The organism is Thiohalobacter sp. IOR34 (genome assembly GCF_030406045.1).
Classification (GTDB): domain Bacteria; phylum Pseudomonadota; class Gammaproteobacteria; order Thiohalobacterales; family Thiohalobacteraceae.
Genome location: NZ_CP128988.1, coordinates 1235067 through 1260198 on the forward strand (window position 1 = coordinate 1235067; position 25132 = coordinate 1260198).

General features: G+C 67.1%; 24 protein-coding genes. 18 read left to right on the forward strand and 6 right to left on the reverse strand.

Annotated elements, in window-relative coordinates; genetic code table 11:
* Positions 1-2 precede the first annotated feature (2 nt).
* From lpxD to ispF, 16 genes are all read left to right on the forward strand, one after another.
* Positions 3-1034 (forward strand): UDP-3-O-(3-hydroxymyristoyl)glucosamine N-acyltransferase, encoded by a 1032-nt coding sequence (lpxD, locus tag QVG61_RS05700; RefSeq protein ID WP_354671209.1) that lies wholly within the window; start codon positions 3-5, stop codon positions 1032-1034.
* A gap of 35 nt (positions 1035-1069) precedes the next feature.
* Entirely contained in the window at positions 1070-1528 is a 459-nt protein-coding gene (fabZ, locus tag QVG61_RS05705; protein WP_289932401.1) for a 3-hydroxyacyl-ACP dehydratase FabZ, read from the forward strand.
* Positions 1525-2295: an acyl-ACP--UDP-N-acetylglucosamine O-acyltransferase gene (gene lpxA, locus QVG61_RS05710; protein ID WP_289932402.1), complete on the forward strand. Its 771-nt coding sequence runs from the start codon at positions 1525-1527 to the stop codon at positions 2293-2295. Before fabZ ends, lpxA begins: the two co-directional genes overlap by 4 nt.
* 17 nt (positions 2296-2312) lie before the next feature.
* Positions 2313-3464 (forward strand): lipid-A-disaccharide synthase, encoded by a 1152-nt coding sequence (gene lpxB / locus QVG61_RS05715; protein WP_354671210.1) that lies wholly within the window; start codon positions 2313-2315, stop codon positions 3462-3464.
* Complete coding sequence (rnhB, locus tag QVG61_RS05720; RefSeq protein ID WP_289932404.1) at positions 3461-4081, forward strand: ribonuclease HII; 621 nt, start codon at positions 3461-3463, stop codon at positions 4079-4081. Before lpxB ends, rnhB begins: the two co-directional genes overlap by 4 nt.
* Positions 4082-4177: 96 nt before the next feature.
* A complete protein-coding gene (locus QVG61_RS05725) occupies positions 4178-4816 on the forward strand; it encodes a hypothetical protein (protein WP_289932405.1) in 639 nt (212 codons plus the stop codon).
* A gap of 349 nt (positions 4817-5165) precedes the next feature.
* Complete coding sequence (dnaE, locus tag QVG61_RS05730; RefSeq protein WP_289932406.1) at positions 5166-8648, forward strand: DNA polymerase III subunit alpha; 3483 nt, start codon at positions 5166-5168, stop codon at positions 8646-8648.
* Positions 8649-8665: 17 nt separating this feature from the next.
* Positions 8666-9577, forward strand: coding sequence for an AEC family transporter (locus QVG61_RS05735; protein ID WP_289932407.1), 912 nt, complete (start codon positions 8666-8668; stop codon positions 9575-9577).
* A gap of 83 nt (positions 9578-9660) precedes the next feature.
* Positions 9661-10623, forward strand: a complete 963-nt coding sequence (gene accA / locus QVG61_RS05740; RefSeq protein ID WP_289932408.1) for an acetyl-CoA carboxylase carboxyl transferase subunit alpha — start codon at positions 9661-9663, stop codon at positions 10621-10623.
* A 720-nt stretch (positions 10624-11343) separates the two neighbouring features.
* Positions 11344-12705: a tRNA lysidine(34) synthetase TilS gene (gene tilS, locus QVG61_RS05745; protein ID WP_289932409.1), complete on the forward strand. Its 1362-nt coding sequence runs from the start codon at positions 11344-11346 to the stop codon at positions 12703-12705.
* 94 nt (positions 12706-12799) lie between these two features.
* Positions 12800-14452, forward strand: a complete 1653-nt coding sequence (locus QVG61_RS05750) for a CTP synthase (protein ID WP_289932410.1) — start codon at positions 12800-12802, stop codon at positions 14450-14452.
* Positions 14453-14495: 43 nt separating this feature from the next.
* Positions 14496-15332 (forward strand): 3-deoxy-8-phosphooctulonate synthase, encoded by an 837-nt coding sequence (gene kdsA / locus QVG61_RS05755; RefSeq protein ID WP_289932726.1) that lies wholly within the window; start codon positions 14496-14498, stop codon positions 15330-15332.
* 103 nt (positions 15333-15435) lie between these two features.
* A complete protein-coding gene (gene eno / locus QVG61_RS05760; RefSeq protein ID WP_289932412.1) occupies positions 15436-16722 on the forward strand; it encodes a phosphopyruvate hydratase in 1287 nt (428 codons plus the stop codon).
* A gap of 396 nt (positions 16723-17118) precedes the next feature.
* Entirely contained in the window at positions 17119-17412 is a 294-nt protein-coding gene (gene ftsB / locus QVG61_RS05765) for a cell division protein FtsB (RefSeq protein WP_289932413.1), read from the forward strand.
* Positions 17413-17415: 3 nt separating this feature from the next.
* Entirely contained in the window at positions 17416-18114 is a 699-nt protein-coding gene (ispD, locus tag QVG61_RS05770) for a 2-C-methyl-D-erythritol 4-phosphate cytidylyltransferase (protein ID WP_289932414.1), read from the forward strand.
* Entirely contained in the window at positions 18111-18590 is a 480-nt protein-coding gene (ispF, locus tag QVG61_RS05775) for a 2-C-methyl-D-erythritol 2,4-cyclodiphosphate synthase (RefSeq protein WP_289932415.1), read from the forward strand. The genes ispD and ispF overlap by 4 nt, the downstream gene beginning before the upstream one ends.
* Positions 18591-18643: 53 nt before the next feature.
* On the opposite strand, the gene QVG61_RS05780 is transcribed toward ispF, so the two are convergent.
* The 4 genes from QVG61_RS05780 to QVG61_RS05795 all read right to left on the reverse strand — a co-directional run bounded on the left by QVG61_RS05780 (position 18644) and on the right by QVG61_RS05795 (position 22271).
* Positions 18644-19249: a peroxiredoxin C gene (locus QVG61_RS05780; protein WP_289932417.1), complete on the reverse strand. Its 606-nt coding sequence runs from the start codon at positions 19247-19249 to the stop codon at positions 18644-18646.
* Positions 19250-20020: 771 nt separating this feature from the next.
* A complete protein-coding gene (locus QVG61_RS05785) occupies positions 20021-20350 on the reverse strand; it encodes a hypothetical protein (protein ID WP_289932418.1) in 330 nt (109 codons plus the stop codon).
* 278 nt (positions 20351-20628) lie between these two features.
* Complete coding sequence (locus tag QVG61_RS05790) at positions 20629-22005, reverse strand: HipA domain-containing protein (RefSeq protein WP_289932419.1); 1377 nt, start codon at positions 22003-22005, stop codon at positions 20629-20631.
* Entirely contained in the window at positions 22002-22271 is a 270-nt protein-coding gene (locus QVG61_RS05795; protein WP_289932420.1) for a helix-turn-helix transcriptional regulator, read from the reverse strand. Before QVG61_RS05795 ends, QVG61_RS05790 begins: the two co-directional genes overlap by 4 nt.
* A 194-nt stretch (positions 22272-22465) precedes the next feature.
* On the opposite strand from QVG61_RS05795, the gene QVG61_RS05800 reads away from it, so the two are divergent.
* Entirely contained in the window at positions 22466-23260 is a 795-nt protein-coding gene (locus QVG61_RS05800) for a TIGR00266 family protein (protein WP_354671211.1), read from the forward strand.
* A gap of 12 nt (positions 23261-23272) precedes the next feature.
* Here QVG61_RS05800 and QVG61_RS05805 read toward each other — a convergent pair whose 3' ends face one another.
* Positions 23273-23407: a DUF3149 domain-containing protein gene (locus QVG61_RS05805; RefSeq protein ID WP_289932422.1), complete on the reverse strand. Its 135-nt coding sequence runs from the start codon at positions 23405-23407 to the stop codon at positions 23273-23275.
* Positions 23408-23518: 111 nt separating this feature from the next.
* On the opposite strand from QVG61_RS05805, the gene truD reads away from it, so the two are divergent.
* Complete coding sequence (gene truD, locus QVG61_RS05810; RefSeq protein ID WP_289932423.1) at positions 23519-24568, forward strand: tRNA pseudouridine(13) synthase TruD; 1050 nt, start codon at positions 23519-23521, stop codon at positions 24566-24568.
* On the opposite strand, the gene QVG61_RS05815 is transcribed toward truD, so the two are convergent.
* The gene (locus QVG61_RS05815; protein ID WP_289932424.1) at positions 24552-25115 is read right to left on the reverse strand and encodes a Smr/MutS family protein; all 564 of its coding nucleotides are present in this window, start codon (positions 25113-25115) and stop codon (positions 24552-24554) included. The genes truD and QVG61_RS05815 overlap by 17 nt on opposite strands.
* Positions 25116-25132 lie beyond the last annotated feature (17 nt).

Below are 25132 nucleotides of genomic sequence, written 5' to 3' on the forward strand. Positions count from 1 at the left end.
GGATCCTCGACTTGAGCCTGACCCTGGGAGAACTCGCTGAACGTACTGGTGCGCGCCTGCAAGGCGAGCCGGGGTTGCGTATCGAGGGGGTCTGTACCCTGCAGCATGGGCGTCCGGACTGCATCAGCTTCCTGTCCAACCCGAGTTACCGCAAGTACCTGGCCGGCACCCGCGCCGGAGCCGTGATCCTCGCTCCGGAGGATGCCGCCGACTGTCCGGTCCCGGTGCTGATCAGCGAGCGGCCCTATGTGACCTATGCGCGGGTCGCGGCCCTGCTCAGTACCGAACCCTCACCCGAACCCGGGGTGCATCCCAGTGCGGTGATCGGGGATGGCTGCGAGATCGATGCCAGCGCCAGCATCGGACCACTGACGGTCGTCGAGGACGGGGTGCGGATCGGTGCCCGGGTGCGGATCGGTCCCGGTTGTGTGCTCGGCCGGGGCTGCCGGATCGGCGACGACAGCCGCCTGGTGGCCAGGGTCACCCTCTGTCACGGCGTGCAGCTCGGCCGGCGTTGCCTGGTGCATCCGGGGGCGGTGATCGGCAGTGATGGCTTCGGCATCGCCGACGACGGTGGTCACTGGGTCAAGGTGCCCCAGCTCGGAGGAGTGCGGATCGGTGACGATGTCGAGATCGGTGCCAACACCACCATCGACCGCGGGGCGCTGGAGGACACGGTGATCGAGGAGGGTGTCAAGCTGGACAACCAGATCCAGGTCGCCCACAACGTGCATATCGGTGCCCACACGGCAATCGCCGGCTGCGTCGGTATCTCCGGCAGCGCCCGCATCGGCAGTCACTGCATGCTCGCCGGCGGAGTGGGGGTGGTCGGTCACCTGGAGATCGCCGATCACGTGGTGGTGACCGGCATGTCGATGGTGACCAAGTCGATCACCGAGCCGGGGGTCTATTCCTCCGGCCTGGCGGCGATGCCCAATGAACAGTGGAACAAGGTCTTCGTGCGCCTGCGGCGACTGGACGAGATGGCGCGGCGACTGCGAAAACTGGAAAAGAAACTCTCCGATGAACAATGAGCGCCCCCCGGGCGCCAATCAGACTGGACGCGAGCATGACCGATATCAATATGGACATCAATGCCATCATGCAGTACCTGCCGCACCGCTACCCCTTCCTGCTCATCGACCGGGTCGTGGAGTACGTGCCGGGCGAGTCGCTGCTGGGCTACAAGAACGTTACCTACAACGAGCCCTTCTTCCAGGGACATTTCCCGCAGCGGCCGATCATGCCCGGGGTGCTGATCATCGAGGCCATGGCCCAGGCCACCGGCCTGCTGGCCTTTCGCACCGTCGGTCAGGACGGGCGCAACGAGAACACCCTCTACTTCCTGGTCGGGGTCGACAAGGCGCGCTTCAAGCGCGCCGTCGAGCCCGGTGACCAGCTGATGCTGGAGGTGAAGGTGAAGACCAGCAAGCGTGGCATCTGGGTGTTCGAGGCCACCGCCAGGGTCGATGGCCAGCTCGCGGCCAGCGCCGAGATCATGTGCACCGAGCGGGAGGTGGGCGCTTGATCGACGCGCGTGCCGTCATCGATCCGGCCGCCGAACTGGCCGACGACGTGGAGGTCGGCCCCTTTGCGGTGATCGGCGCCGGGGTGAAGATCGACAGCGGCTGCCGCATCGGGCCGCATGCCGTGATCCGCGGGCCGACCCGGATCGGCCGTGACAACCGGATCTTCCAGTTCGCCTCCATCGGCGAGGACCCCCAGGACAAGAAATACGCCGGGGAAGCGACCGAGCTGGTGATCGGCAATGGCAACACCATCCGCGAGTTCGTGACCATCAATCGGGGCACGGTGCAGGATGCCGGTGTCACCCGGATCGGTGACGACAACTGGATCATGGCCTATGTGCACATCGCCCATGACTGCGAGGTCGGCAACCACACCATCTTCGCCAATTCCGCCTCGCTGGCCGGTCATGTGCGCGTCGAGGACTACGTCATCCTCGGCGGTTTCACCCTGGTGCACCAGTTCTGCACCCTCGGGGCACACTGCTTCACCGCCTTCGGTACCGCGATCGGCAAGGATGTGCCACCCTACGTCATGGTCTCCGGCCAGCCGGGCCGGCCGCACGGCCTCAATACCGAGGGTCTGAAGCGGCGTGGTTTCAGCGCCGAGACCCTGCTGGCGCTGAAACGGGCCTACAGGACCCTGTACCGTTCCGGCCTGGGACTGGAAGACGCCATCCGCCGCCTCGAGAAACAGACCGCGGAGGAGCCGGCATTGCAGCCCTTCGTCGATTTCCTCAAACACCAGCGTCGCGGCATCATCCGCTGAGCCGGCCCGTGGTTGCCATCTCCGGGGACCGTCCACTGCGCATCGGCCTGGTGGCCGGCGAGGCCTCCGGCGACCTGCTCGGTGCCGGGCTGATCCAGGCCCTGCGCGAGCGTTGCCCCGGGATCGAGTTCGAAGGCATCGGCGGTCCGCTGATGCAGGCGGCCGGCTGCCGCAGCCTGTTTCCCATGGAACGCCTCTCGGTGATGGGGCTGGTCGAGGTGCTGCGCCATCTGCCCGGCCTGCTGCGGCTGCGCCGCCAGCTGGCCGGGCATTTCCTCGCCCGGCCGCCGGACCTGTTTGTCGGCATCGATGCGCCGGATTTCAATCTTGGCCTGGAGCGCCGGCTGCGGGCGGCGGGCATCCCGGTCGCCCACTACGTCAGTCCCTCGGTCTGGGCCTGGCGCCGTTACCGGCTGCCCCGGATCGCGCGCAGCGTCGACCGCATGCTGACCCTGTTTCCCTTCGAGGCCGAGTTCTATCGTGAGCATGCCGTGCCGGTACGCTTCGTCGGTCATCCGCTGGCGGACATGATCCCCGCCGAGGTGGATGCCGCCGCGGCCCGCCGCGCCCTGGGGCTCGAGCCGGGGGCGCCGCTGCTGGCCCTGCTGCCGGGGAGCCGCCGGGGTGAGGTGACGCGCCTCGCCCCGTCCTTCATCGGGGCCGCTGCCGAGCTGGCACGGCGCCGCCCCGGCCTGCAGTTCGCTGCCCCCTTTGCCACCGCGGCCACCCGCGCCCTGTTCGAGGCCGAGCTCGGCCGTCATCCCGAGGCGCCGCCGATCCGCTGTCTCGACGGCCAGTCCCGGGAGCTGATGGCCGCCGCCGATGCGGTGCTGCTCGCCTCCGGTACCGCGACCCTGGAGGCGCTGCTGCTCAGGCGACCGATGGTGGTGGCCTACCGACTGGCACCGCTCAGCTACCGGTTGCTGCGCCGCCTGGTCCGGCTGCCCTACTATTCACTGCCCAACCTGCTGGCCGGCGAGGCGCTGGTGGAGGAGCGCTTGCAGGCGGCGGTGGAGCCCGTCACCCTGGCGGACGACCTCGAGCGGCTGCTGGACGACACGCCCCGCCGCGAGCGTCTTGCGCAGCGCTTTGCCGCCATCCATGAGCAACTGGGGGGCGATGCCAGCGGCCGGGCCGCCGAGGCCGTGCTGGAGCTGCTCGGTCGATGAGCGGGCAGCTCGTCTTCGGTTTCTCGGGCGACTGCCGGCACCTGGCCGGGGTGGACGAGGTCGGCCGCGGTCCCCTGGCCGGACCGGTGGTGGCGGCGGCGGTGATCCTCGATCCGGAGCGGCCGATCGCGGGGCTGGCCGATTCCAAGAAGCTCAGCGAGCGACGTCGCGAGGCCCTGGACGACGAGATCCGGGAACGGGCCCTGGCCTGGGCGCTGGGCCGTGCCGAGGTCGAGGAGATCGACCGGGTCAACATCCTCCAGGCCAGCCTGCTGGCCATGCGCCGGGCCCTGCTGGCCCTTGAACCGCCGGCCGACTACGCTCTGATCGACGGCAACCGCTGCCCACGGCAGTTGCCCTGCCCGGCCGAGGCCGTGGTCAAGGGGGACAGCCGGGTGGCGGCCATCAGCGCCGCTTCCATCGTCGCCAAGGTGGCGCGCGATCGGGAGATGGTGGCGCTGGACGCCCGCTACCCGGGCTACGGTCTGGCCCGCCACAAGGGCTATCCCAGCCGGGCCCACCTGGAGGCGCTGCAGCGCCTGGGGGTGAGCCCCGTCCACCGCCGTTCCTTCGCCCCGGTCAGGCGCCTCCTGGAGGGCAGTGACGGAGGGCGTTGAGACTACAGGTAACTCAGTGACTTGCCGCTATCTTCCAGAGGAGGCATGAGGGCATGGGAAGGTGCCTTCAATGATGCATGGGAGGGGAGGAACCCCGTGGTTACATTGAGCGTCGCGACCTTCGTCGCCTTGCTGGAAGTGCTGGTCGTGCTGCTGGTCCTGGTAGGGGTGCTGGCCTGGCTGCTGCGGCGCAGTCGCCAGCAGCTGGCTGAGGCACCGCAGCACTATCTGCGCCGCGAGATTCGCCTTGCCCGCCAGCGCCTGGCCGAGCGGGACTGCCTCCAGCAGCGGCTGCGCCTCGCCCTGCTCGAATTCGAACAGACCCTCGCCGGGGCGCCGGCGGCCGTCCGTGATGCGGCCTTCTGGGAGGGGCTGGAATCCCGCCTGGCGGAGCTGGTGGAGGCAGCCGGACTGACGGCGGCAGAGGTCGCCCCCCGGGCCGGAGATGAGGCAGAGGATGAGCCCCCGACCGCCGGGCTGGTGCAGCAGCAGGCCAGGGCCATCGAGCGGCTGCGCGGCCTGGTCCGCGAGCTGCTGCAGCGACTGGGAGAGGAAACCCTGAGCCAGGGCGAGGACATCGATGCGCGACTGCACGAGCTGGAGAACAGCAACCGCGAGCTGCACCAGTGCGTGCAGGTACTCGAGGACGAGAACGAATTCCTTCGCCGCCAGATCGCTGCCCTGCTGCAGATGGGGCAGGAAGACAGGGCCCAGACCGGGACGGAAGCAGGCTGAACCCGCCTATTGCACGAAGGCGGCCTTGCATGCGTAATTTTTCCGGCATTTATCGAGGCAGTGATCACCTATGCGAGCAATTGTGCCCTGTTACGGTTTGTGCCTGTTCGAGTTCAGACCAAATCTGGCGGCGCATTTTGCCCGCCTCCCTTGAACCCTAGCTACGGCTATGCTTCGGCGGGCGATCGAACAGACTGCTTGGCCAGATTCGCCCTGAAACTCGAATCCTTCGTGCAATAGGCGGGTGAAGGGGGCTGCCACAGGAGGCGGATCGAGGCCGTCCTGGTGCAATAGGCGAACAGTCCCTGTCAAGCTTGAATAGTCGGCCGCAAACCCGGAAACTCGCCGCATGCCGGTGTCCTTCGTCCATCTCCGCCTCCACAGCGAATACTCCCTGGTCGACGGCCTGGTGCGCATCAAGCCACTGGTCCGCGCCGTGGGCGAGGCGGAGATGCCGGCGGTGGCGATCACCGACCAGTGCAACCTGTTCGCCATGGTCAAGTTCTACCGGGCGGCCATGGCGGCTGGCATCAAGCCCATCGTCGGCGTCGATGCCTGGATCGGCAATCCCCAGGATCCCGCCCAGCCGAGCCGACTGGTGCTGCTCTGTCAGGACCGCCGCGGTTATCTGAATCTCTCCGAACTGATCTCGCGCAGCTACACCGAGGGCCAGCACCGCGGCCTGCCGATCATCGACCGGCGCTGGCTGGAGGGCTTGAGCGACGGCTTGATCGCCCTCTCCGGCGGACGCGAGGGCGACATCGGCCAGGAACTGCTCGCCGGGCGGGAGGCGGAGGCCCGGCAGCGACTTGCCGGCTGGCAGCGCCTGTTCCCCGGCCGCTTCTATCTGGAGCTGCAGCGCACCGGTCGCAGTGACGAGGAGGACTATCTGCACGCCGCGGTGGGACTGGCGGCGGCCGAGGGGGTGCCGGTGGTGGCCACCAACGACGTGCGCTTCCTCGGCCGCGAGGACTTCGAGGCCCACGAGGTGCGGGTCTGCATCCACGATGGCCGCACCCTGGACGACCCGCGCCGGCCGCGCTTGTACAGCGAGCAGCAGTATCTGAAGACCCCGGAGGAGATGGCCGAGCTGTTCGCCGACATTCCCGAGGCGCTGGAGAACACGGTCGAGATCGCCCGCCGCTGCAACCTGGAACTGACCCTGGGCAAGAATTTCCTGCCGGATTTTCCCATCCCGGACGGCCTCACCGAGGCGGAGTATTTCCGGCAGCTGGCGCGTGAGGGGCTGGAGAAGCGGCTCGACCGGCTGTTCGACCGCAACGCGCCGGACTTCGCCGAACGGCGCCGGCCCTACGACGAACGGCTGGAGACCGAGCTGGAGGTCATCATCCAGATGGGCTTCCCCGGCTACTTCCTGATCGTCGCCGACTTCATCCAGTGGGCCAAGGCCAACGGCGTGCCGGTGGGGCCGGGGCGCGGCTCCGGCGCCGGTTCGCTGGTCGCCTATGCCCTGACCATCACCGACCTCGATCCTATCGCCTACGATCTGCTGTTCGAGCGCTTCCTCAATCCGGAGCGCGTGTCCATGCCCGATTTCGACGTCGACTTCTGCATGGAGGGCCGCGACCGGGTGATCGACTACGTGGCCCGGAAGTACGGCCGCGAAAAGGTGTCGCAGATCATTACCTACGGCTCCATGGCGGCCAAGGCGGTGGTGCGTGACGTCGGCCGCGTGCTCGGCCATCCCTACGGTTTCGTCGACCGCATCGCCAAGCTGATCCCCTTCGAGATCGGCATGACCCTGGACAAGGCGCTGGAGCAGGAGGAGGCGCTGCGCGAGGTCTACGAACAGGAGGAGGACGTGCAGGCGGTGATCGACATGGCGCGCAAGCTGGAGGGCCTGTCGCGCAACGCCGGCAAGCATGCCGGCGGCGTGGTCATCGCCCCCTCCAAGCTCACCGACTTCACGCCGCTGTACTGCGAGCAGGGCGGCGCCAACCTGGTCAGCCAGTTCGACAAGGACGACGTCGAGGCGGTCGGCCTGGTCAAGTTCGACTTCCTCGGCCTGCGCACCCTGACCATCATCGACTGGGCGCTGAGGACCATCAACCGCCAGGGCGCGGAGCCGGTCGACATCGAATCCATCCCGCTCGACGACCCGGCCGCCTTCGAGCTGCTCAAGGGCTGCAGGACCACCGCCGTGTTCCAGCTCGAATCCAGCGGCATGAAGGATCTGATCCGCCGCCTGCAGCCCGATACCTTCGAGGACATCGTCGCCCTGGTGGCGCTGTTCCGCCCCGGTCCGCTGCAGTCCGGCATGGTGGACGACTTCATCGCCCGCAAGCACGGCCGGCAGAAGGTCGAATATCCCCACCCGGACCTGGAACCCATCCTCAAGCCGACCTATGGCGTCATCCTCTACCAGGAACAGGTGATGCAGATCGCCCAGGTGCTGGCCGGCTACACCCTCGGCGGGGCCGACATGCTGCGCCGTGCGATGGGCAAGAAGAAGCCGGAGGAGATGGCCAAGCAGCGAGCGATCTTCACCAAGGGTGCCCTGGAACGCGGGGTGGACGAGAAGACCGCCACCTACATCTTCGACCTGATGGAGAAGTTCGCTGGCTACGGCTTCAACAAGTCGCACTCGGCGGCCTATGCCCTGGTGTCCTACCAGACCGCCTGGCTCAAGGCCCACCATCCGGCGGCCTTCATGGCCGCGGTGCTGTCGGCGGACATGGACAACACCGACAAGGTGGTCACCCTGATCGACGAATGCCGCGACATGAAGCTCGAGGTGGTGGCGCCGGACATCAACCGCTCCCACTACCAGTTCACGGTGGAGGGCGAGGACACCGTGGTCTACGGCCTGGGTGCCATCAAGGGCGTGGGCGAGGCGGCCATCGAGGGCATGCTTGCCGAGCGGGAGGCCGGTGGTTCCTTCGCCGACCTGTTCGACTTCTGTTGCCGGGTCGATCTGCGCAAGCTCAACCGGCGGGTGCTGGAGGCCCTGATCCGTGCCGGCGCCTTCGACCAGACCGGCATGAATCGCGCCAGCCTGATGGCCAATCTGCCCAAGGCGCTGAAGCTGGCCGAGCAGCACGAGCGCGACCGGGGCATGGGGCAGAACGATCTGTTCGGTTCGTCCGATGCGGCGGCCACGGTAGCGGTCGCCGTGGAACGCAGCGAACTGCCGGAGTGGGACGAGGAAACCCGACTCAACGGTGAGAAGGAGACCCTCGGCCTCTACCTCACCGGACATCCCATCGCCCGCTACGAGGCGGAACTGGCGCAGATCGTCAGCGGCCGGATCGCCGACCTGACCAGCGGGGCCGGGGAGGGCGGGGGGCGCGGCGGCGAGCGCAGTGTGGTGGTGGCCGGCCTGGTGATCGGCCTGCGGGTGCGCAATACCCGCCGCGGGCGCATGGCCTTCGTCACCCTCGACGACCGCAGCGCGCGGCTGGAGATGCGGGTCTTTTCCGAGACCTTCGAGCGCTATCGCCAGCTCTTGTCCAGGGACCGGGTGCTGGTGGTGCGCGGCACCCTGGGGCTGGACGACTATTCCGGTGGTTTCCAGCTCACCGCCGACGAGATCTACGACATCACCCAGGCGCGTGAGGTCTTCGCCCGTGGCCTGCTGATCCGGGTCGACGCCGCTCAGGCGGGCAACGGTTTCATGCAGCACCTGGCCGAGACCCTGCAACCCTACCGGGAGGGCGGCTGCCCGGTCTGGCTGGACTACCGCAACGAGGTCGCCCGCGCCCGGCTCGCCCTGGGCGACGAATGGCGGGTCCGCCCCGAGGACGAACTCCTGCATCGGCTGCACGAACTGGCGGGCCCGGAGCGGGTGCAGCTCCAGTACCGGGAGGGGTAGGGGACTGCTCCACGGCCATGCTCGTTACCCTGCTCCAGATGTTTGCCCTGATCGGCGCCGGTCTGCTCTGGGCCTGGTTCAACCCGGCGCGGCTGGACGCCACCCACATCCGCCGGGTGATCACCGACCTGGTCTATTTCCTGTTTCTGCCGGCGCTGGTGCTCAAGGTGCTCTGGCTGGCGCCGCTCGGTGCGGATTCGCTGCACATCGCCGCCGTGGCCGCAGCGGGCGTGCTCGGCATGCTGGGCGCCGGTCTGCTGCTCTGCCGCCTGTGCCGGGTGCAGCGGCCGGTGGCCGGGGCGGTGCTGCTCGCCTCGGCCTTCCCCAATGCCACCTATCTCGGCTACCCGCTGCTGATCAGCCTCTATGGCGAGCGGGGCGGAACGGTGGCGATCCAGTACGACCTGTTTGCCTGCACCCCGTTGCTGCTGTCGGTGGGGATCCTGCTCGCGGCCCGCTACGGCGACAGGGGCGAGCGTCCCCATCCCCTGTGGATGCTGGTCCGGGTGCCGCCGATCTGGGCGGCGCTGGCCGCCGTGGCCTTCAACCTGAGCGACCTCCCGGCACCGGAGTGGCTCATCGGCCTGCTCGGCATGATGGGCTCGGCGGTGGTGCCGCTGATGCTGATCGCCGTCGGCCTGGCCCTGGTGCGGGGGTTCGCCGAGCTGAGCCATGCCGGCAGCATCCTGCCGGTGGTGGTGCTCAAGCTGGCGTTGCAGCCGCTGCTGGTGTGGGGCATGGCCCTGTTGCTGGGGATGACGGGTGAGTTGCGCACCGCCGTGGTCCTGGAGGCCGCCATGCCCAGCATGGTGCTGGGCATCGTGCTTTGCGACCGCTACGGCCTCAACACCGGCATCTATGCGGCGGCCGTGACACTCACCACGCTGCTCAGCATCCTGACCCTGCCGCTCTGGTACGGCTGGGCCTGAGCGGTCGGTGGCCAGGGCTGTGTAACTTTGGCAGGAAACCGGTAAAATCCACCGATCCTGCAGCAATCCGACGCGACCCGACCATGAACCTCAATTTTCTGGATTTTGAACAGCCGATTGCCGAACTCGAGGCCAAGATCGAGGAGCTGCGCTATGTCGGCGACGATGCCGAGATCAACATCAGCGAGGAGATCGGCCGGCTGCAGGAGAAGAGCCGCAGTCTCACCGAGTCGATCTTCTCCAAACTCACGCCCTGGCAGGTCTCGCAGCTCGCCCGCCACCCCCAGCGGCCCTACACCCTGGACTACATCGAGCGGATCTTCACCGATTTCGAGCAGCTGCACGGTGACCGGGCCTTCGCCGACGATCCCGCCATCGTCGGCGGTGTGGCCCGGCTGGAAGGGCAGCCGGTGATGATCATCGGCCAGCAGAAGGGGCGCGACACCAAGGAGAAGCTGACCCGCAACTTCGGCATGCCCCGGCCCGAGGGTTACCGCAAGGCCCTGCGGCTGATGGAGCTGGCCGAGCGTTTCCGGCTGCCGCTGTTCACCTTCATCGACACGCCCGGTGCCTATCCCGGCATCGATGCCGAGGAGCGCGGCCAGAGCGAGGCCATCGCCCGCAACCTGCAGGTCATGTGCGGTCTGCGCATCCCGGTGATCTGCACCGTGATCGGTGAGGGCGGTTCCGGCGGTGCCCTGGCCATCGGTGTCGGCGACCGCCTGCTGATGCTGCAGTACAGCACCTATTCGGTGATCTCGCCCGAGGGCTGCGCCTCCATCTTGTGGAAGAGCGCGGAGAAGGCGGCCGATGCCGCCGAGGCGCTGGGTATCACCTCCAGCCGGCTGAAGGATCTGGGACTGATCGACGACATCGTCGAGGAGCCGCTGGGCGGGGCACATCGCGATCCCGCGCTGATGGCCGAGCGGCTCAAGCAGAAGCTGCTCACCGAACTCGAGACCCTCAAGGCGGTGCCGGTCGACCAGTTGCTCGATTCCCGCCACCGGCGGCTGATGGGCTACGGGGAGTTCAGCGTCAAGTCCTGACCGCGTGGCAGGGGGGGCGTTGAGGGTAAGAAGCCAGAATTCAGAAGCCAGAATTCAGAAGCTAGAAGCCAGAAGCTAGAAGCTAGAAGTGTGTAGGAGCGGCCTCCAGGCCGCGATGTTCGCGGATCTCCCGCTGAATGCGCGTGGAACAGCACGCCCCGGAGATCGCGGAGGACGTCGGAGGCGGCAAACGGCTTTCCTCTGTGGCTTCTGTGGTTCAGGCCAGCGGTATCGGTTTGCCGCAAGAGCCGGATGGCCACGGAACCCACGAAACCCACGAAAAATCCTTTCATCCTTTTCGTGCCTTCCCAGGCTATGAAGAGCGGGCGGAAACCGGCGTCGCTGGCCGCCCTACGTCTGAGAGGCACGAAAAGCGCACGCTATCCGGGATCCAGCAGGAATCTCATTCTGAATTCTGGATTCTTCCCCCTGATTTCCGTAGCCATGGCACAGCGGGGTTAACCCGGATATTGCACCAAGGCGGCCCCTATGATCGGAGTGCAGGCTGGTATACAAGGCCAGGAGGCTCGCAAATAGGCCCTCGTGGCGGGGTACACTTTGTGCCTATTCGATGTCAGGCCGACTCTGGCTGCGCATCTTGGGTGATCCTCCTCAAGCCATGGCAACGGCTATGACTTTTCGGACGATCACCCAAGCTGCCTTGCCAGCCTCGCCCTGAGCATCGAATCCTTGGTGCAATATCCGGGTTAAAATGGCCCCATGGATTTCTTCCCCGATGAATTGCCCGCCAGGCTGCAGGCGCTCTGTCCGGAGGCCGGGGGCTTCTGGGTGGCGTTCAGTGGTGGCCTGGATTCGCGGGTGCTGCTGCAGGCCCTGGCATCGGTTCGCGAGCGGTTGCCCGCGGCCCCTGGTGCGGTGCATGTCGAGCATGGCCTGCAGCCGGAGGCGGCGGCCTGGGCAGAGGACTGCCGGGCCTTCTGTGCCAGCGCAGACATCCCCTTCGTCCATCTGCAGGTCGATGCCCGGGCCGCTGCTGGCGAGAGCCCGGAGGCGGCGGCCCGAAGCGCCCGCTACCGGGCGCTGGCCGACTGGTTGCCGCCGGGTCATGCCCTGCTGACCGCGCACCATCAGGACGACCAGGCCGAGACCCTCATGCTGCAGCTGCTGCGCGGGGCGGGGCCGCGCGGCCTGGCGGCCATGCCGGCCCGCAGCCCCTTTGCCCGCGGCTGGCTGTTGCGGCCGCTGCTGGAAAGTGGTCGCGAGGACCTGCGTCGCTACGCGGCGACGGTCGGTCTGCGCTGGATCGAGGATCCCAGCAACCGGGACCGGCGCTATGACCGCAATCTGCTCCGTCACGAGATCCTGCCGCGACTGCAGCAGCGCTGGCCGGCGACTGCGGCCGTGCTGTCACGGGTGGCGGCGCACCAGGCCGAGGCCGCCGGTCTGCTCGACGAGCTGGCCGCGCTGGATGCCGCCGCGGCTGCGGGGGCGGAAGCGGGCACCCTCTCGGTGGCCGCGCTGCGCGCCCTGAGGTCGCCACGGCGGCGCAACCTGCTGCGTTACTGGCTGCGCGGGCACGGTCTGCCGCTGCCGAGCAGTGCGGTGCTGGCACGCATCGAGCGCGATGGCCTGGTCGAGCGGGCCGATGCCGAACCCTGCATCCGCTGGCCCGGCGGCGAGGTGCGCCGCTACCGCGATGCGCTCCATGCCCTCGAACCCCTGCCGCCGCCGGAGGCGTCCGAGCGGGAGTGGGCAGCCGAGACGCCGCTGGCGCTGGCCGGTGGCCTCCTGCATGCGCGTCCGGTAAGCGGCCGGGGGCTGGCGAGGCGGGCCCTGGCCGACGGCCCCTTGCGGATCCGGCTGCGGCAGGGCGGTGAACGCCTGCGCCCGGCGGGCCGGACCCATCAGCGGCCGCTGAAGCATCTGTTGCAGGAGGCGGGGGTGCCGCCCTGGGAACGGGCGCGGCTGCCGCTTCTGTACCGCGGTGACGAGCTGCTGGCGGTGGCCGGCCTCTGGGTGGCGGAGGGCTGGCAGGCGGCGGCCGGCGAGAGCGGTCTCTGGCTCGAGTGGAGCCGTCTGCCGGGACGCTCTGCGGGCAGCTCCCAGATTGTGTGCGACTGACCCTTCTGGTATCGTTTCCTCCCGTCCCGAGCACAGACGCCGTCGTTGTCTGCCTGCGCTCTGTCCCTGTTCCTCCGAACCTGTTTGAGCTTCGATGACCCGATATATCTTTGTTACCGGCGGCGTGGTTTCCTCACTGGGGAAGGGCATCGCCGCCGCCTCGCTTGGCGCCATCCTCGAGGCCCGTGGCCTGAAGGTGACCCTGCTCAAGCTGGATCCCTACATCAATGTCGATCCGGGCACCATGAGTCCCTTCCAGCACGGCGAGGTGTTCGTCACCGAGGACGGGGCGGAGACCGATCTCGATCTCGGCCACTACGAGCGCTTCGTGCGCGCCCCCATGAGCCAGAAGAACAACTTCACCACCGGGCGGGTCTATTCCTACGTCATCAGCAAGGAGCGGCGCGGCGACTACCTGGGCGCCACGGTGCAGGTGATTCCGCACATCACCGACGAGATCAAGCGCCGCATCCGCGCCGGCGCGGAAGGCGCCGACGTGGCCATGGTGGAGATCGGCGGCACGGTGGGCGACATCGAATCCCTGCCGTTTCTCGAGGCCATCCGCCAGATGGGCGTGGAGGAGGGGCACGACAACGCCCTGTTCATCCACCTGACCCTGTTGCCCTACATACCGACCGCCGGTGAGCTGAAGACCAAGCCCACCCAGCACTCGGTCAAGGAGCTGCGCTCCATCGGCATCCAGCCGGACATCCTCATCTGCCGCGCCGACCGGCCCATCCCGGAGGACGAGAAGCGCAAGATCGCCCTGTTCACCAACGTCGAGGAGCGCGCCGTCATCGCCGCCCTGGACGTGGCCAGCATCTACCAGATCCCCATGCTGCTCTCCGAACAGGGGCTGGACGAGATCACCGTCAACAAGCTGCGCCTGGACTGCCCGCCGCCGGATCTGTCCGACTGGGAGCAGGTGATCGAGGCCCTGGAAAACCCCAGTGGCGAGACCACCATCGCCATGGTCGGCAAATACATGGATCTGACCGAGGCCTACAAGTCCCTCTCCGAGGCCCTGATCCATGCCGGCATCCACACCCGTACCCGGGTCAACATCCAGTACGTCGACTCCGAGGAGATCGAGCGCAGTGGCACGGCCTGCCTGGAGGGGGTCGATGCCATCCTGGTGCCGGGTGGTTTCGGCGAGCGGGGCGTGGAAGGCAAGATCCGTGCGGTGCAGTATGCCCGCGAGAACCGGGTGCCCTATCTCGGCATCTGCCTGGGCATGCAGGTGGCGGTCATCGAGTATGCGCGTCATGTCGCCGGGCTGGAGGATGCCCACAGCAGCGAGTTCGACCGCAACTGCAAGCATCCGGTCATCGCCCTGATCACCGAGTGGACCACCCAGGACGGGCGGGTGGAGAAGCGCGACGAGGCCTCCGACCTCGGCGGCACCATGCGCCTTGGCGGCCAGCCCTGCAAGCTCAAGCCCGGCTCGCGGGTGCACGAGACCTATGGCAAGGACGTGATCGTCGAACGTCACCGCCACCGTTACGAGTTCAACAACAACTACCGGGAGCCGCTGGAGCGCGCCGGCCTGCAGATCGTCGGCACCTCGCTGGACGACAGCCTGGTGGAGGTCGTCGAGCTGAACGACCATCCCTGGTTCATCGCCTGCCAGTTCCATCCGGAGTTCACCTCCACGCCCCGGGACGGCCATCCGCTGTTCACGGGGTTCATCCGCGCCGCGCGCGCCGCCCGCGAGGCAGGCCGCGGCGATTCGCTGGCCAGCGCCTGAGCCCTGCGGTAGCCGCCACGGCCCTGACGAGACTGAATTGACCATGCAACTCTGTGGCTTCCAGGTCGGTATCGACCACCCCCTGTTCCTGATCGCCGGTCCCTGCGTGATCGAGAGCGAGCAACTGGCGCTCGACACTGCCGGTGAGCTGAAGGCGATGACCGAACGTCTCGGTATCCCCTTCATCTACAAGTCCTCCTTCGACAAGGCCAACCGTTCCTCGACCGCCAGTTTCCGCGGACCCGGTCTGGAGGAGGGGTTGCGCATCCTGCAGAAGGTCAAGGAACAGATCCAGGTGCCGGTGCTGACCGACGTGCACGAGGATACGCCGCTGGCCGAGGTGGCCGCGGTGGTGGACGTGCTGCAGACCCCGGCCTTCCTCTGCCGCCAGACCAATTTCATCCAGAACGTCGCCCGCCAGGGGCTGCCGGTGAACATCAAGAAGGGCCAGTTCCTCGCCCCCTGGGACATGCAGAACGTGGTCGACAAGGCGCGCGAGGCCGGCAACGAGCGGATCATGGTCTGCGAGCGCGGCGTCTCCTTCGGCTACAACACCCTGATCTCCGACATGCGCGGCCTGGCGATCATGCGCAGGACCGGTTGCCCGGTGGTGTTCGACGCCACCCACTCGGTGCAGCAGCCGGGCGGGCAGGGCACCCGCTCCGGCGGTCAGCGCGAGTTCGTTCCGGTGCTGGCCCGCGCCGCTGTGGCGGCCGGTGTCGCGGGGGTCTTCATGGAGACCCACCCGGATCCGGACCAGGCCCTGTCGGACGGCCCCAACGCCTGGCCGCTGGGGAAGATGGCGGAACTGCTGGAGACCCTGAAGATCATCGACCAGGCGGTCAAGCAGCAGGGCTTTGCCGAGGCGGCGTACTTGTGACCCGCATATCGCCAGCCGACGGCGAAGCGGGTTACAATGTCCGGATCTGATCCAGAGATAGAATTAACTATCAATTGTAATTGATTGGAATAATGGAGAAAAAATGTCCCTGATTGCAAACATTCGCGGGCGCGAGATCCTGGATTCGCGCGGTAACCCCACGGTCGAGGCCGATGTCCTGCTGGAATCCGGTGCCGTGGGCCGGGCCTCGGTGCCCTCCGGTGCCTCGACCGGGGCACGGGAGGCGGTGGAGCTGCGCGACGGGGATCCCGCGCGCTACAACGGCAAGGGTGTCCTCAAGGCGGTGGAGAACATCAATGGCGAGATCCGCCAGGCGCTGATCGGCATGGAGGCGCTGGCCCAGAAGGAGATCGACCACAAGCTGATCGAGCTGGACGGAACCGAGAACAAGGGACGGCTGGGTGCCAATGCCATCCTCGCCGTCTCCCTGGCGGTGGCCCAGGCCGCGGCCCGCGAGGCCAGCGTGCCGCTCTATCGTCTGCTGCAGGGCAAGGGACCCTACCATCTGCCGGTGCCGATGATGAACATCCTCAACGGCGGTGCGCACGCCGACAACAGTGTCGACCTGCAGGAATTCATGATCCTGCCGGTGGGCGCCCCCAGCTTCCGCGAGGCGGTGCGCTACGGTGCCGAGGTGTTCCATGCGCTGAAGGCGGTGCTGGCCGGACGCGGCCTGAACACCGCGGTCGGCGACGAAGGCGGCTTCGCGCCGGACATGCCTTCCAACGAGGCGGCCATCGAAGTGATCCTGGAGGCCATCGACAAGGCGGGTTACAAGGCCGGCGAGGACATCTGGCTGGGAATCGATGCCGCCAGCTCCGAGTTCTACAAGGATGGCAAGTACGTGCTGGCTTCGGAAGGCCGTAGCCTGGACGCCGCGGAATTCACCGACTATCTGGCGGCCTGGGTCGACCGCTATCCCATCCTCTCCATCGAGGACGGCATGGCCGAGGACGACTGGGAGGGCTGGAAACTGCTCACCGAACGGCTTGGCGAGCGCATCCAGCTGGTCGGTGACGATCTGTTCGTGACCAACCCGAAGATCTTCCGCGAGGGCATCGACAAGGGCATCGCCAATTCCATCCTCATCAAGCTCAACCAGATCGGTACCCTGACCGAGACCCTGGAGGCGATCGAGATGGCGGCCGAGGCCAGCTACACGGCGGTGGTCTCGCACCGTTCCGGCGAGACCGAGGACACGGTGATCGCCGATGTCGCGGTCGGCACCAGCGCCAGTCAGATCAAGACCGGCTCGCTGTCCCGTTCCGACCGGGTCGCCAAGTACAACCGGCTGATGCGGATCGAGGACCAGCTCAAGGACGATGCCATCTATGGCGGACGCAATGCCTTTCCCCAGCTGCGGGACTAGCAGTCCGTCCGGGGCGTGATGAAGCGTCTGCCAGCCCGGCACGGCGGCCTGCATGGTTCCTGCCATGCACCGCGGGCGATCCTGAAGACCGACCTGTCCGCCGGGGGGGGCGGCAAACTGGGCAGGCCCCTAGCCCGGATATTGCACCAAGGCGGCCTCAATGATCGGAATGCAGGTTTTGATATACAAGGTCGGGAGGCTCGTAAACGGGCCCTCGTGGCAGGGTACAGGTTGTGCCTGTTCGATTTCAGGACGCATCTGGCTGCGCATCCTGGCCGATCGCCCTTGAACCATAGCTACGGCTATGCTTCGGCGGGCGATCGAACAAACTGCTTGGCCAGCTTCGCCCTGAAACTCGAATCCTTCGCGCAATATCCGGGCTAGCGGGCACTGCGCATGCGTATCTTCGGCGTGCTGCTGGTTCTCCTCTTCCTGCTCCTGCAGTACCAGCTCTGGGTCGGCGACGGCAGCCTGGCGGAGGTCTGGCGCCTGGGGCAGGCCGTGGAACGGCAGCGGGCCGAGAACCGGCAGCTGCGGGAACGCAACCAAGCGCTGGATGCCGAGGTCCGCGACCTCAAGCAGGGACTGGAGGCGGTCGAGGAGCGGGCGCGCACCGAACTCGGCATGATCCGGCGTGACGAGCTGTTCTATCAGGTCGTGGAACCGGCGGCGGACGGGGGAGGGGACTGAGCGATGGCCAGATACTGGGCCATGGTGCCGGCGGCCGGGGTTGGGCGGCGCATGGCGGCCGACCGCCCCAAGCAATATCTTACCCTGGGCGATCGCACGGTGCTGGAGCATAGCCTGGATGCCCTTTATGCCTGTCGGCGGATCGCTGCCGTGGTGGTGGCCCGTGCCGACGATGATCCCTACTGGGACGGGTTGTCACTGAACTACGACCGGCCGCTGTGGCAGGCACCGGGCGGGGCCGAGCGCTGCGACTCGGTGCGCAACGGGCTGGCGGTGCTGGCCGAGCATGCCCATGACGACGACTGGGTGCTGGTGCACGACGCCGCCCGTCCCTGCCTGCGCCAGGAGGATCTGCAGAAGCTGATGGACAGCCTGCGCGATCATCCGGTCGGCGGTTTGCTGGCGGTGCCGGTGCGCGACACCATGAAGCAGGCGGATGCCGCCAACCAGGTCGCCCTGACCCTCGATCGCAGCCAGCTCTGGCATGCGCTGACCCCGCAGATGTTCCGCTTCGATGCCCTGCGCGCGGCACTGGCGCGGGCCGAGGCCCGGGGCGAGGCGGTCACCGACGAGGCCTCGGCCATGGAGCTGGCCGGCGGTCATCCGCAGCTGGTGGAGGGCCATGCCGATAACATCAAGATCACGCGTCCGGAGGATCTGGCTTTGGCGGAATTCTATCTGCAGCGGCAGGGGCGGCTATGAGAGTCGGTCAGGGGTTCGACGCGCACGCCTTCAAGGCAGGCGGGCGGCTGGTGCTGGGCGGGGTGGAAATCCCTTCCGAACGAAGCCTGGCCGCGCATTCCGACGGCGATGTCGTGCTGCATGCCCTGTGCGATGCCCTCCTTGGGGCGGCCGCGCTGGGTGATATCGGTCATCACTTTCCGGACAAGGATCCGCAGTTCAAGGGCATCGACAGCCGTGTCCTGCTGCGCCGGGTCGTCGGGCTGATCAGGGAGGAAGGATTTTCGGTCGGCAACGTCGATGTCACCATCGTCGCCGAGGCGCCGCGGCTCGCGCCCTACATCGAGGCCATGCGGGTTTATGTTGCCGAGGATCTGCTTGTGCCGGTCAACCGGGTCAGTATCAAGGCGACGACCACCGAACGCATGGGGTTCACCGGCCGTGGCGAGGGCATCGCGGCCCTCGCGGTGGCGTTGCTCAAAGAGGGGCCGGGCTAGCACGAAAAAGGCCGGTCATCGACCGGCCTTTTTCGTGCGACTGTCAAAGCGTCTTACAGTTTGTCGGCGTTCTCGGCCAGGTACTCGGCCACGCCTTCCGGCGTGTCCTTCATGCCCTTCTCGCCTTCGTGCCAGTTGGCGGGGCAGACCTCGCCATGCTCCTCATGGAACTGCAGGGCGTCGACCATGCGCAGCATCTCGTCGATGTTGCGGCCCAGGGGCAGATCGTTGACCACCTGATGACGCACCACGCCATCCTTGTCGATGAGGAAGGAGCCGCGGAAGGCCACGGCGCCGTCGGGGGTCTCGACGTCATAGGCCTTGCAGATGGCGTGGGTCATGTCGGCCACCAGGGGGTAACCCACCGGACCTATGCCCCCCTCGTTGATGGGGGTATTGCGCCAGGCGTTGTGCGTGTAGTGAGAATCGATGGAGACGCCGATGACTTCCACGTTGCGCTTCTTGAACTCTTCCAGGCGGTGATCGAAGGCGATCAGTTCGGAAGGACAGACGAAGGTGAAGTCCAGGGGATAGAAGAAGACCACCGCATACTTGCCATCGACGGCCTTGGAGAAGTTGAAATCATCGACGATGGAACCGTCGCCCAGTACGGCCGGGGCGGTGAAATCAGGGGCTTTGCGGCCTACGAGAACTCCCACGAGAGTATCCTCCTATGTCCAGTTGTTCAGGTTGCTGTGTCGATGCGGATGATGACAGAAACGGCGAAAAAAAACAGGGGGGATTCCCATGGAATGGTTCGGGATTGGCGCAGAACTGAGGAAATAGAGCAAATAGAGAGCAAATAGGGGCCAGGTCTCACAATCCAACACTCCGACACTTCATAGCAAATAGGGGTCAGGTCTCACAATCCAACAATGAGGAGCAAAAGAAATAGGGGTCAGGTCTCACTATCCAACACTCCGACACTTCAAATCGCCATACTGCCCGGCGCGCTGTTGCAGAGTTCATGGAAATAGAAAATAGTGGAATGTGAGACCTGCCCCCTTTTTCTCTGACCCCTTTTTCTTGACCCCATTTTTCTGACACTTTGCGCCTGTTCGACTGACTCCGGGCATTGCCCGCCGTGGATCCCGTCCAATCGCGGCCTGGAGGCCGCTCCTACAACAGGTTGTGCGTAGGAGCGGCCTCCAGGCCGCGATTGGTGTAGAGCCAAGGCCCTAGCTAGCCCGGATATTGCACCAAGGCGGCTGGCATGAAGGGGGTTCGTGCTGTAATCCAAGGACGCCATGGCCATGAAAGGCCCCTTGGGCGGGTTACAGTTTGCGCCTATTCGATGTCAGGTCGACTCTGGCTGCGCAACCTGGGTGATCCTCCTCAAGCCATGGCAACGGCTATGACTTTTCGGACGATCACCCAAGCTGCCTTGCCAGCCTCGCCCTGAGCATCGAATCCTTGGTGCAATATCCGGGCTAGCGGAAGCGGCCGGCCGAGCCGTGGCCTATGGCCCGTCCCCGGCCATAGGCCGCGCCGCTGCCGGCGATGCCGCCCTTGCCGATGACGATCCCCTGGCCGGAGACGGTGCCCGTGCCCCGCTTCCGGTGCAGATCGCCGTTGGCGTCCCGGTAGATCACCATGCCGCTGCCGCTGGCGGTACCCGAGCCCCGGGCGATACCGGCGCCGCGCGCGGCACCCTGGCCCTTGGCCCAGCCCTGACCCTGTACCTTGCCGGCCAGAACCGGGGCGGCGGCCGTGGCGAGGAAGAGAAGGGAGGCAATGCTGACGAGGGATGTCCTGTTCATGGTGTTTTCTCCTGTGTCCTGAGGGATGTGAATCTTCTGCCTACAGGAGTTCACAACGCCACGTCGCGGAATCGGTTGACAGCCCGGCTGACTGTGACCGGTTGCCGGTTTTCGGAAAGGGCCGTGAAATCCGGCCTTCAGGCTGTGTTCCAAACTTCCGAATCGGGATACAACGAGGAGAAGGTCATGTGCAGCACACCGCGGTGCTCCGGCCTCATCAACCACTTGGCCTGCGCCAGGCCGGGCCACGGAGGCAGACTGCGGGTCGATTCGCCGTTTCAGCCAGGTCGGCGCAGCGAGCTTCCCAGCAGGCGGCGTTCCTCGGCAATCAGCCGGGCCAGGTTTTCCCGGCGTCCGGCGGGGACGGTCTCGAGGGCCATGAGTCGTTCGCCGTAGTCCGCGGTGCGTTCCAGGATGTCGACCAGGATTTCCGCCGCCTCGCGCTGGCTGAGGCCGAAGGCATGGCCGAGCGCGACCAGGTTGTCACCCAGCCCGATTCCGGGCTCGAAGGCGATGGGGATGGCCGAACGCAGGTTGTGGCGCGGCCAGGCGCGCATCGGTGCCGGGTCGTAGACCGGCGCCACCCGGACCGCCTCCGGGCCGCCGAGGAAGGCCAGGTTTTCCAGGTGCAGATCGCCGTTGCCGGTGCAGAAGGCCAGAACGAAGCGGCGATAGACCTCGCGCTGCGCCACGCGCCGGTCCAGGTCGACCAGGGTGGCGAGCCGCTCCAGCATGCGGCCGACGGCGCTCAGTTCGGTATCCCCGGTGCCGAACACCCGGTGGTTGCCGGCGGCCATCACGGAAAGGAAGCTCTCCATGGGCAGCGGGCGTCCGTGGGTATCGCGGTCGAAGCGTTCCACCGCCAGCAGCCGCAGGCCGTCGACCTCGGCCAGCCAATGGCGCGGCACCTCGAAACCGAGTTCGCGGTGGATGTCCAGGCACAGTCCCTCCAGCGCCAGGACCCCTTCGTACTGGGGCGGTTCCACCTTGAGCACGACCTCGACGCAGGCCTGTGGGCCGATGCGTTCCGTCCCCGGCGCGGCAAAGCGGCCGTCCCAGTCGGCCGTATCGGGGATGGCGGCCAGCAGCTTGGGGATCATGCCGCCGACCGAGGGGGTGGGGCCGAGCAGGTCGCTGATGACGTCGGGGTCCACGCTGTGCGCCGTCTGTCTGACCTCCTCGCGAACGAAGCGCCAGACGGCGGAGCGCCGGCCGATCGCCTCGCCGCCAGCCGGCTGGCGTTCGTACCAGTCCCGCGCCTGCAGGTCGTCGGCGAACACGTCGAGATGGCCGATGCCGCCATGGCCGGCGAGCAGCAGCAGCGCCCATTCGGTCTCGAAACCGGGTCGCGGCGGTGTCGGTTGGCGGGCCAGCAGGGCGGTGAGCACGCGCCGTTGCAGATTGCCCGGGGTATCACCGGGCAACAGGGCCATCAGGCGGGGGTGCAGGGGCATGCGCGCGCTGCTCGGGTAGACCACGGCCTCGCGGTCATAGAGCCCTGGAGGGGCGATCAGGGACAGGCCCGGCAGGCCCGGCCGGCCGAGGAAGTCCTCGGTATAGCTGAAGCGGCACTCGGTGGGGGTGGCCACCAGATTGCCCATCTTCAGCGGACCCTCGGGGCCGCGGGTCCAGATCACGGCATGGCGGTCGGTCATTCGAAGAAGCGTCCCTGGCGCAGGGCCTCCAGCCGGTCGTCGTCCGGAAGCAGGCTGAGCCGCAGGCCGACGATCGCGGCCAGCCGTTCGATGGTCGTCAGCTCCCCGCTACCGCGCTTTTTCATCCGCGACAGGGTCTCCGGCGTGATCCCGGCGCGGCTGGCCAGCTGTTGCTGGGTGAGGCCCCGCTCGCGCGCGGCAGCCAGGATCTGTTCCAGCAGCGTCGTCGATGGCTCGGGCATGGGGTTGAACCCGGCGTCAATCATTGTGCGAATCATCTTCCAAGTAAATCAGAATTGACGTACAAGTCAAGAAAAGGCGTGTGCAGGCTGTTAAAAGCAGTCTAATTGATCATTTCGTCAATTCATGGCGACCCGCATTTGCGGCCCCTGCCTGGCACAGTAGAATGCCCCCTCCCATATCGTCCATCAGAGCGCCCGGCGCCACACACGGAGGAACCCTGCCCATGCGTTGTCATGAAGTGGACTACGAGATCATCGGTCACAGCATGCAGATGGTGGAAGTCGAGCTCGACCCGGGCGAGACGGTGATCGCCGAGGCCGGTGCCATGAATTACATGGAAGAGGGGATCGTCTTCGAGACGCGGATGGGCGACGGCTCGGAACCTGAGCAGGGCCTGATGGGCAAGCTGTTCAGCGCGGGCAAGCGCATGATCAGCGGGGAATCGCTGTTCATGACCCACTTCAGCAATCGGGCCAGCGGCAAGCGGCGGGTCGCCTTCGCCTCGCCCTTCCCCGGCGCCATCCTGGCGCTCGATCTCGCCACCCTGGGCGAGGAGGTGACCTGCCAGAAGGATGCCTTCCTCTGTGCCGCGCTCGGCACCCGGGTCGACATCGCCTTCAACCGCAAGCTCGGTGTCGGCTTCTTCGGCGGCGAGGGTTTCATCCTGGAACGCCTGCAGGGTGACGGCATGGCCTTCATCCATGCCGGCGGCACGGTGGTGGAGAAGGAACTGAAGGGCGAGACCCTGCGCCTGGATACCGGCTGCCTGGTCGCCTTCACCCGCGGTATCGAGTACGACATCGAGATGACCCCCGGCCTGAAGAGCATGTTCTTCGGCGGCGAGGGGCTGTTCCTCGCCACCCTGCGCGGTCACGGCAAGGTCTGGATCCAGAGCCTGCCGTTCTCGCGCCTCGCCGACCGGGTGCTGGAGCATGCCCCGGGGGCCGGCGGCAAGGATCAGGGTGAGGGCTCGGTGCTGGGCGGTATTGGCCGCCTGCTCGATGGCGACTGAACGCGGGGGCGATCAGCTCTGCGGCGGTTGCTGCGAGTTCTTTATGAACCAGGAGAACAGGAAGATCGCCATGCCGATGATGAACACCACCACGAACAGCGACAGCAGGCCGGTGAAGTTGCCGAACAGTTCCGAGAGCAGTTTCATTGCACGCCTCCTTGAGGTCCAGATATCGATTCCCGTGTCCGCCAGCCTAGTAGGCGCGCGCCGTGCTCACCATGACGGGCATCAATAAACCGGTCGGCCTGGCAGTGGACCATGAACGGGAATGAGACCTTGCCCGGCCCCTTCGGCCCGCCCCTGGGCACGGCGCAGATCCGCTGCCGGCCGGAGGACTTCCGCGTCTTCGAGATGCCGCCCTGCGAGCCGGACGGCGCGGGCGAGCATGCCTGGCTGAAGCTGCGCAAGCGGGAACAGAACACCGAGTGGCTGGCCCGGCAGATTGCCCGCCTGGCCGGCGTCCGGCCGCGCGATGTGGGTTTCGCCGGTCTCAAGGACCGCCATGCGGTGACCGAGCAGTGGTTCTCGGTCTACCTGCCGGGGCGCCCCGATCCGGACTGGACGGCCCTCGAGGATGGCCGGGTGGAGGTGCTGGCGGCGACCCGCCATGGCCGCAAGCTGCGTCGCGGGGCGCTGCTCGGCAACAGATTCGAGCTGCGGCTGCGTGATGTGGCGGCCGATGCCCGGGCCGTGGATGCGCGCCTGGAAGCGCTGCGCGAGCGGGGGATGCCCAACTATTTCGGCGCCCAGCGCTTCGGTCGCGACGGCGCCAATCTGACACGGGCTGCGGCCCTGTTCGCCGGCGAGCTGCGGCGGCCGCCGCGGCACCAGCGGGCGCTCTACCTGTCGGCCGCGCGCAGCCTGCTGTTCAACCAGGTGCTCGCGGCGCGCATCGGACAGGGAGTCTGGGACCGCTGTCTGCCGGGCGACGTGCTGCAGCTCGACCGGCGGCGCGGCCGTTTCCGTATCGAGGCCGTGGACGAGGAAACCCGCGGACGCTGCGAGCGCCTGGAGATCCACCCCACGGGGCCGCTCTGTGGCCGTGGACCGGTGGAGGTGGAAGCCGAGGCGCTGGCCCTGGAACAGGCGGCGCTGGCCGGACGGGAAGACTGGATCCGCGGCCTGGAGCGCCTTGGTCTGGAGGCCGACCGGCGTGCGCTGCGGGTGCGGATCGCCGGCCTGGTCTGGGAATGGGCGGCGGCGGACGAGCTGTGGCTCGGCTTCGAATTGCCTGCCGGCAGCTATGCCACGGTGTTGCTGGAACAGCTGTTTCGCATCGAGGACCGGGCGCTCAGCGCAGCGCCTTGAGCAGCACGTAGACGGCGCCGGTGCCGCCGTCCACCGGCCGCGCCGAGCAGAAGGCGAGTACCTCGTCGCGCTGTCGCAGCCAGTGGTCGACCTTGCGCTTGAGCACCGGGATGCGCTGTACCGAACCGTGTCCCTTGCCGTGGATGATGCGCACGCAGCACTGCCGGTTGAGCCGGCTGTGCAGCAGGAACTCGGCCAGCACCTGGCGGGCCTCGGCCACGGTCAGGCCGTGCAGGTCGCATTCGGCGTCGATCGGCAGCTGACCGCGGCGCAGCCGCTTGAGCAGCCGTCCCTGCAGGCCGGGGCGGGCGAACAGCAGCTCCTCGCCGGTTTCCAGTTCGGCCGCGTCGAAGGCGTCGGAGAGCATGTCGCGCAGCACGGCCCGCTCGTCCGCCTGACGGAAGCGCGGCTGCGGTGGCGGGCGGCGCGGCGGGTGCTGCACCCGGTCCGAGCGCAACGGCCTGACCGGTCCGACACTGTCCCGGAACAGGGCGCGATCGGCGGGGTCGACGGAGGCTGCCGCCGGGGGGCGCTTGCGGCGGGACATGCGGGGTTCCTGTGTGT

What these genes read in the sequence shown, in the direction of transcription:
- fabZ (WP_289932401.1), top strand. Translation starts at nt 1,070, where the DNA reads ATGACCGATATCAATATGGACATCAATGCCATCATGCAGTACCTGCCG.
- rnhB (WP_289932404.1), top strand. Translation starts at nt 3,461, where the DNA reads ATGAGCGGGCAGCTCGTCTTCGGTTTCTCGGGCGACTGCCGGCACCTG.
- dnaE (WP_289932406.1), top strand. Translation starts at nt 5,166, where the DNA reads ATGCCGGTGTCCTTCGTCCATCTCCGCCTCCACAGCGAATACTCCCTG.
- QVG61_RS05735 (WP_289932407.1), top strand. Translation starts at nt 8,666, where the DNA reads ATGCTCGTTACCCTGCTCCAGATGTTTGCCCTGATCGGCGCCGGTCTG.
- accA (WP_289932408.1), top strand. Translation starts at nt 9,661, where the DNA reads ATGAACCTCAATTTTCTGGATTTTGAACAGCCGATTGCCGAACTCGAG.
- tilS (WP_289932409.1), top strand. Translation starts at nt 11,344, where the DNA reads ATGGATTTCTTCCCCGATGAATTGCCCGCCAGGCTGCAGGCGCTCTGT.
- QVG61_RS05750 (WP_289932410.1), top strand. Translation starts at nt 12,800, where the DNA reads ATGACCCGATATATCTTTGTTACCGGCGGCGTGGTTTCCTCACTGGGG.
- kdsA (WP_289932726.1), top strand. Translation starts at nt 14,496, where the DNA reads ATGCAACTCTGTGGCTTCCAGGTCGGTATCGACCACCCCCTGTTCCTG.
- eno (WP_289932412.1), top strand. Translation starts at nt 15,436, where the DNA reads ATGTCCCTGATTGCAAACATTCGCGGGCGCGAGATCCTGGATTCGCGC.
- ftsB (WP_289932413.1), top strand. Translation starts at nt 17,119, where the DNA reads ATGCGTATCTTCGGCGTGCTGCTGGTTCTCCTCTTCCTGCTCCTGCAG.
- ispD (WP_289932414.1), top strand. Translation starts at nt 17,416, where the DNA reads ATGGCCAGATACTGGGCCATGGTGCCGGCGGCCGGGGTTGGGCGGCGC.
- ispF (WP_289932415.1), top strand. Translation starts at nt 18,111, where the DNA reads ATGAGAGTCGGTCAGGGGTTCGACGCGCACGCCTTCAAGGCAGGCGGG.
- QVG61_RS05785 (WP_289932418.1), bottom strand. Translation starts at nt 20,350, where the DNA reads ATGAACAGGACATCCCTCGTCAGCATTGCCTCCCTTCTCTTCCTCGCC.
- QVG61_RS05790 (WP_289932419.1), bottom strand. Translation starts at nt 22,005, where the DNA reads ATGACCGACCGCCATGCCGTGATCTGGACCCGCGGCCCCGAGGGTCCG.
- QVG61_RS05795 (WP_289932420.1), bottom strand. Translation starts at nt 22,271, where the DNA reads ATGATTGACGCCGGGTTCAACCCCATGCCCGAGCCATCGACGACGCTG.
- QVG61_RS05805 (WP_289932422.1), bottom strand. Translation starts at nt 23,407, where the DNA reads ATGAAACTGCTCTCGGAACTGTTCGGCAACTTCACCGGCCTGCTGTCG.
- truD (WP_289932423.1), top strand. Translation starts at nt 23,519, where the DNA reads ATGAACGGGAATGAGACCTTGCCCGGCCCCTTCGGCCCGCCCCTGGGC.
- QVG61_RS05815 (WP_289932424.1), bottom strand. Translation starts at nt 25,115, where the DNA reads ATGTCCCGCCGCAAGCGCCCCCCGGCGGCAGCCTCCGTCGACCCCGCC.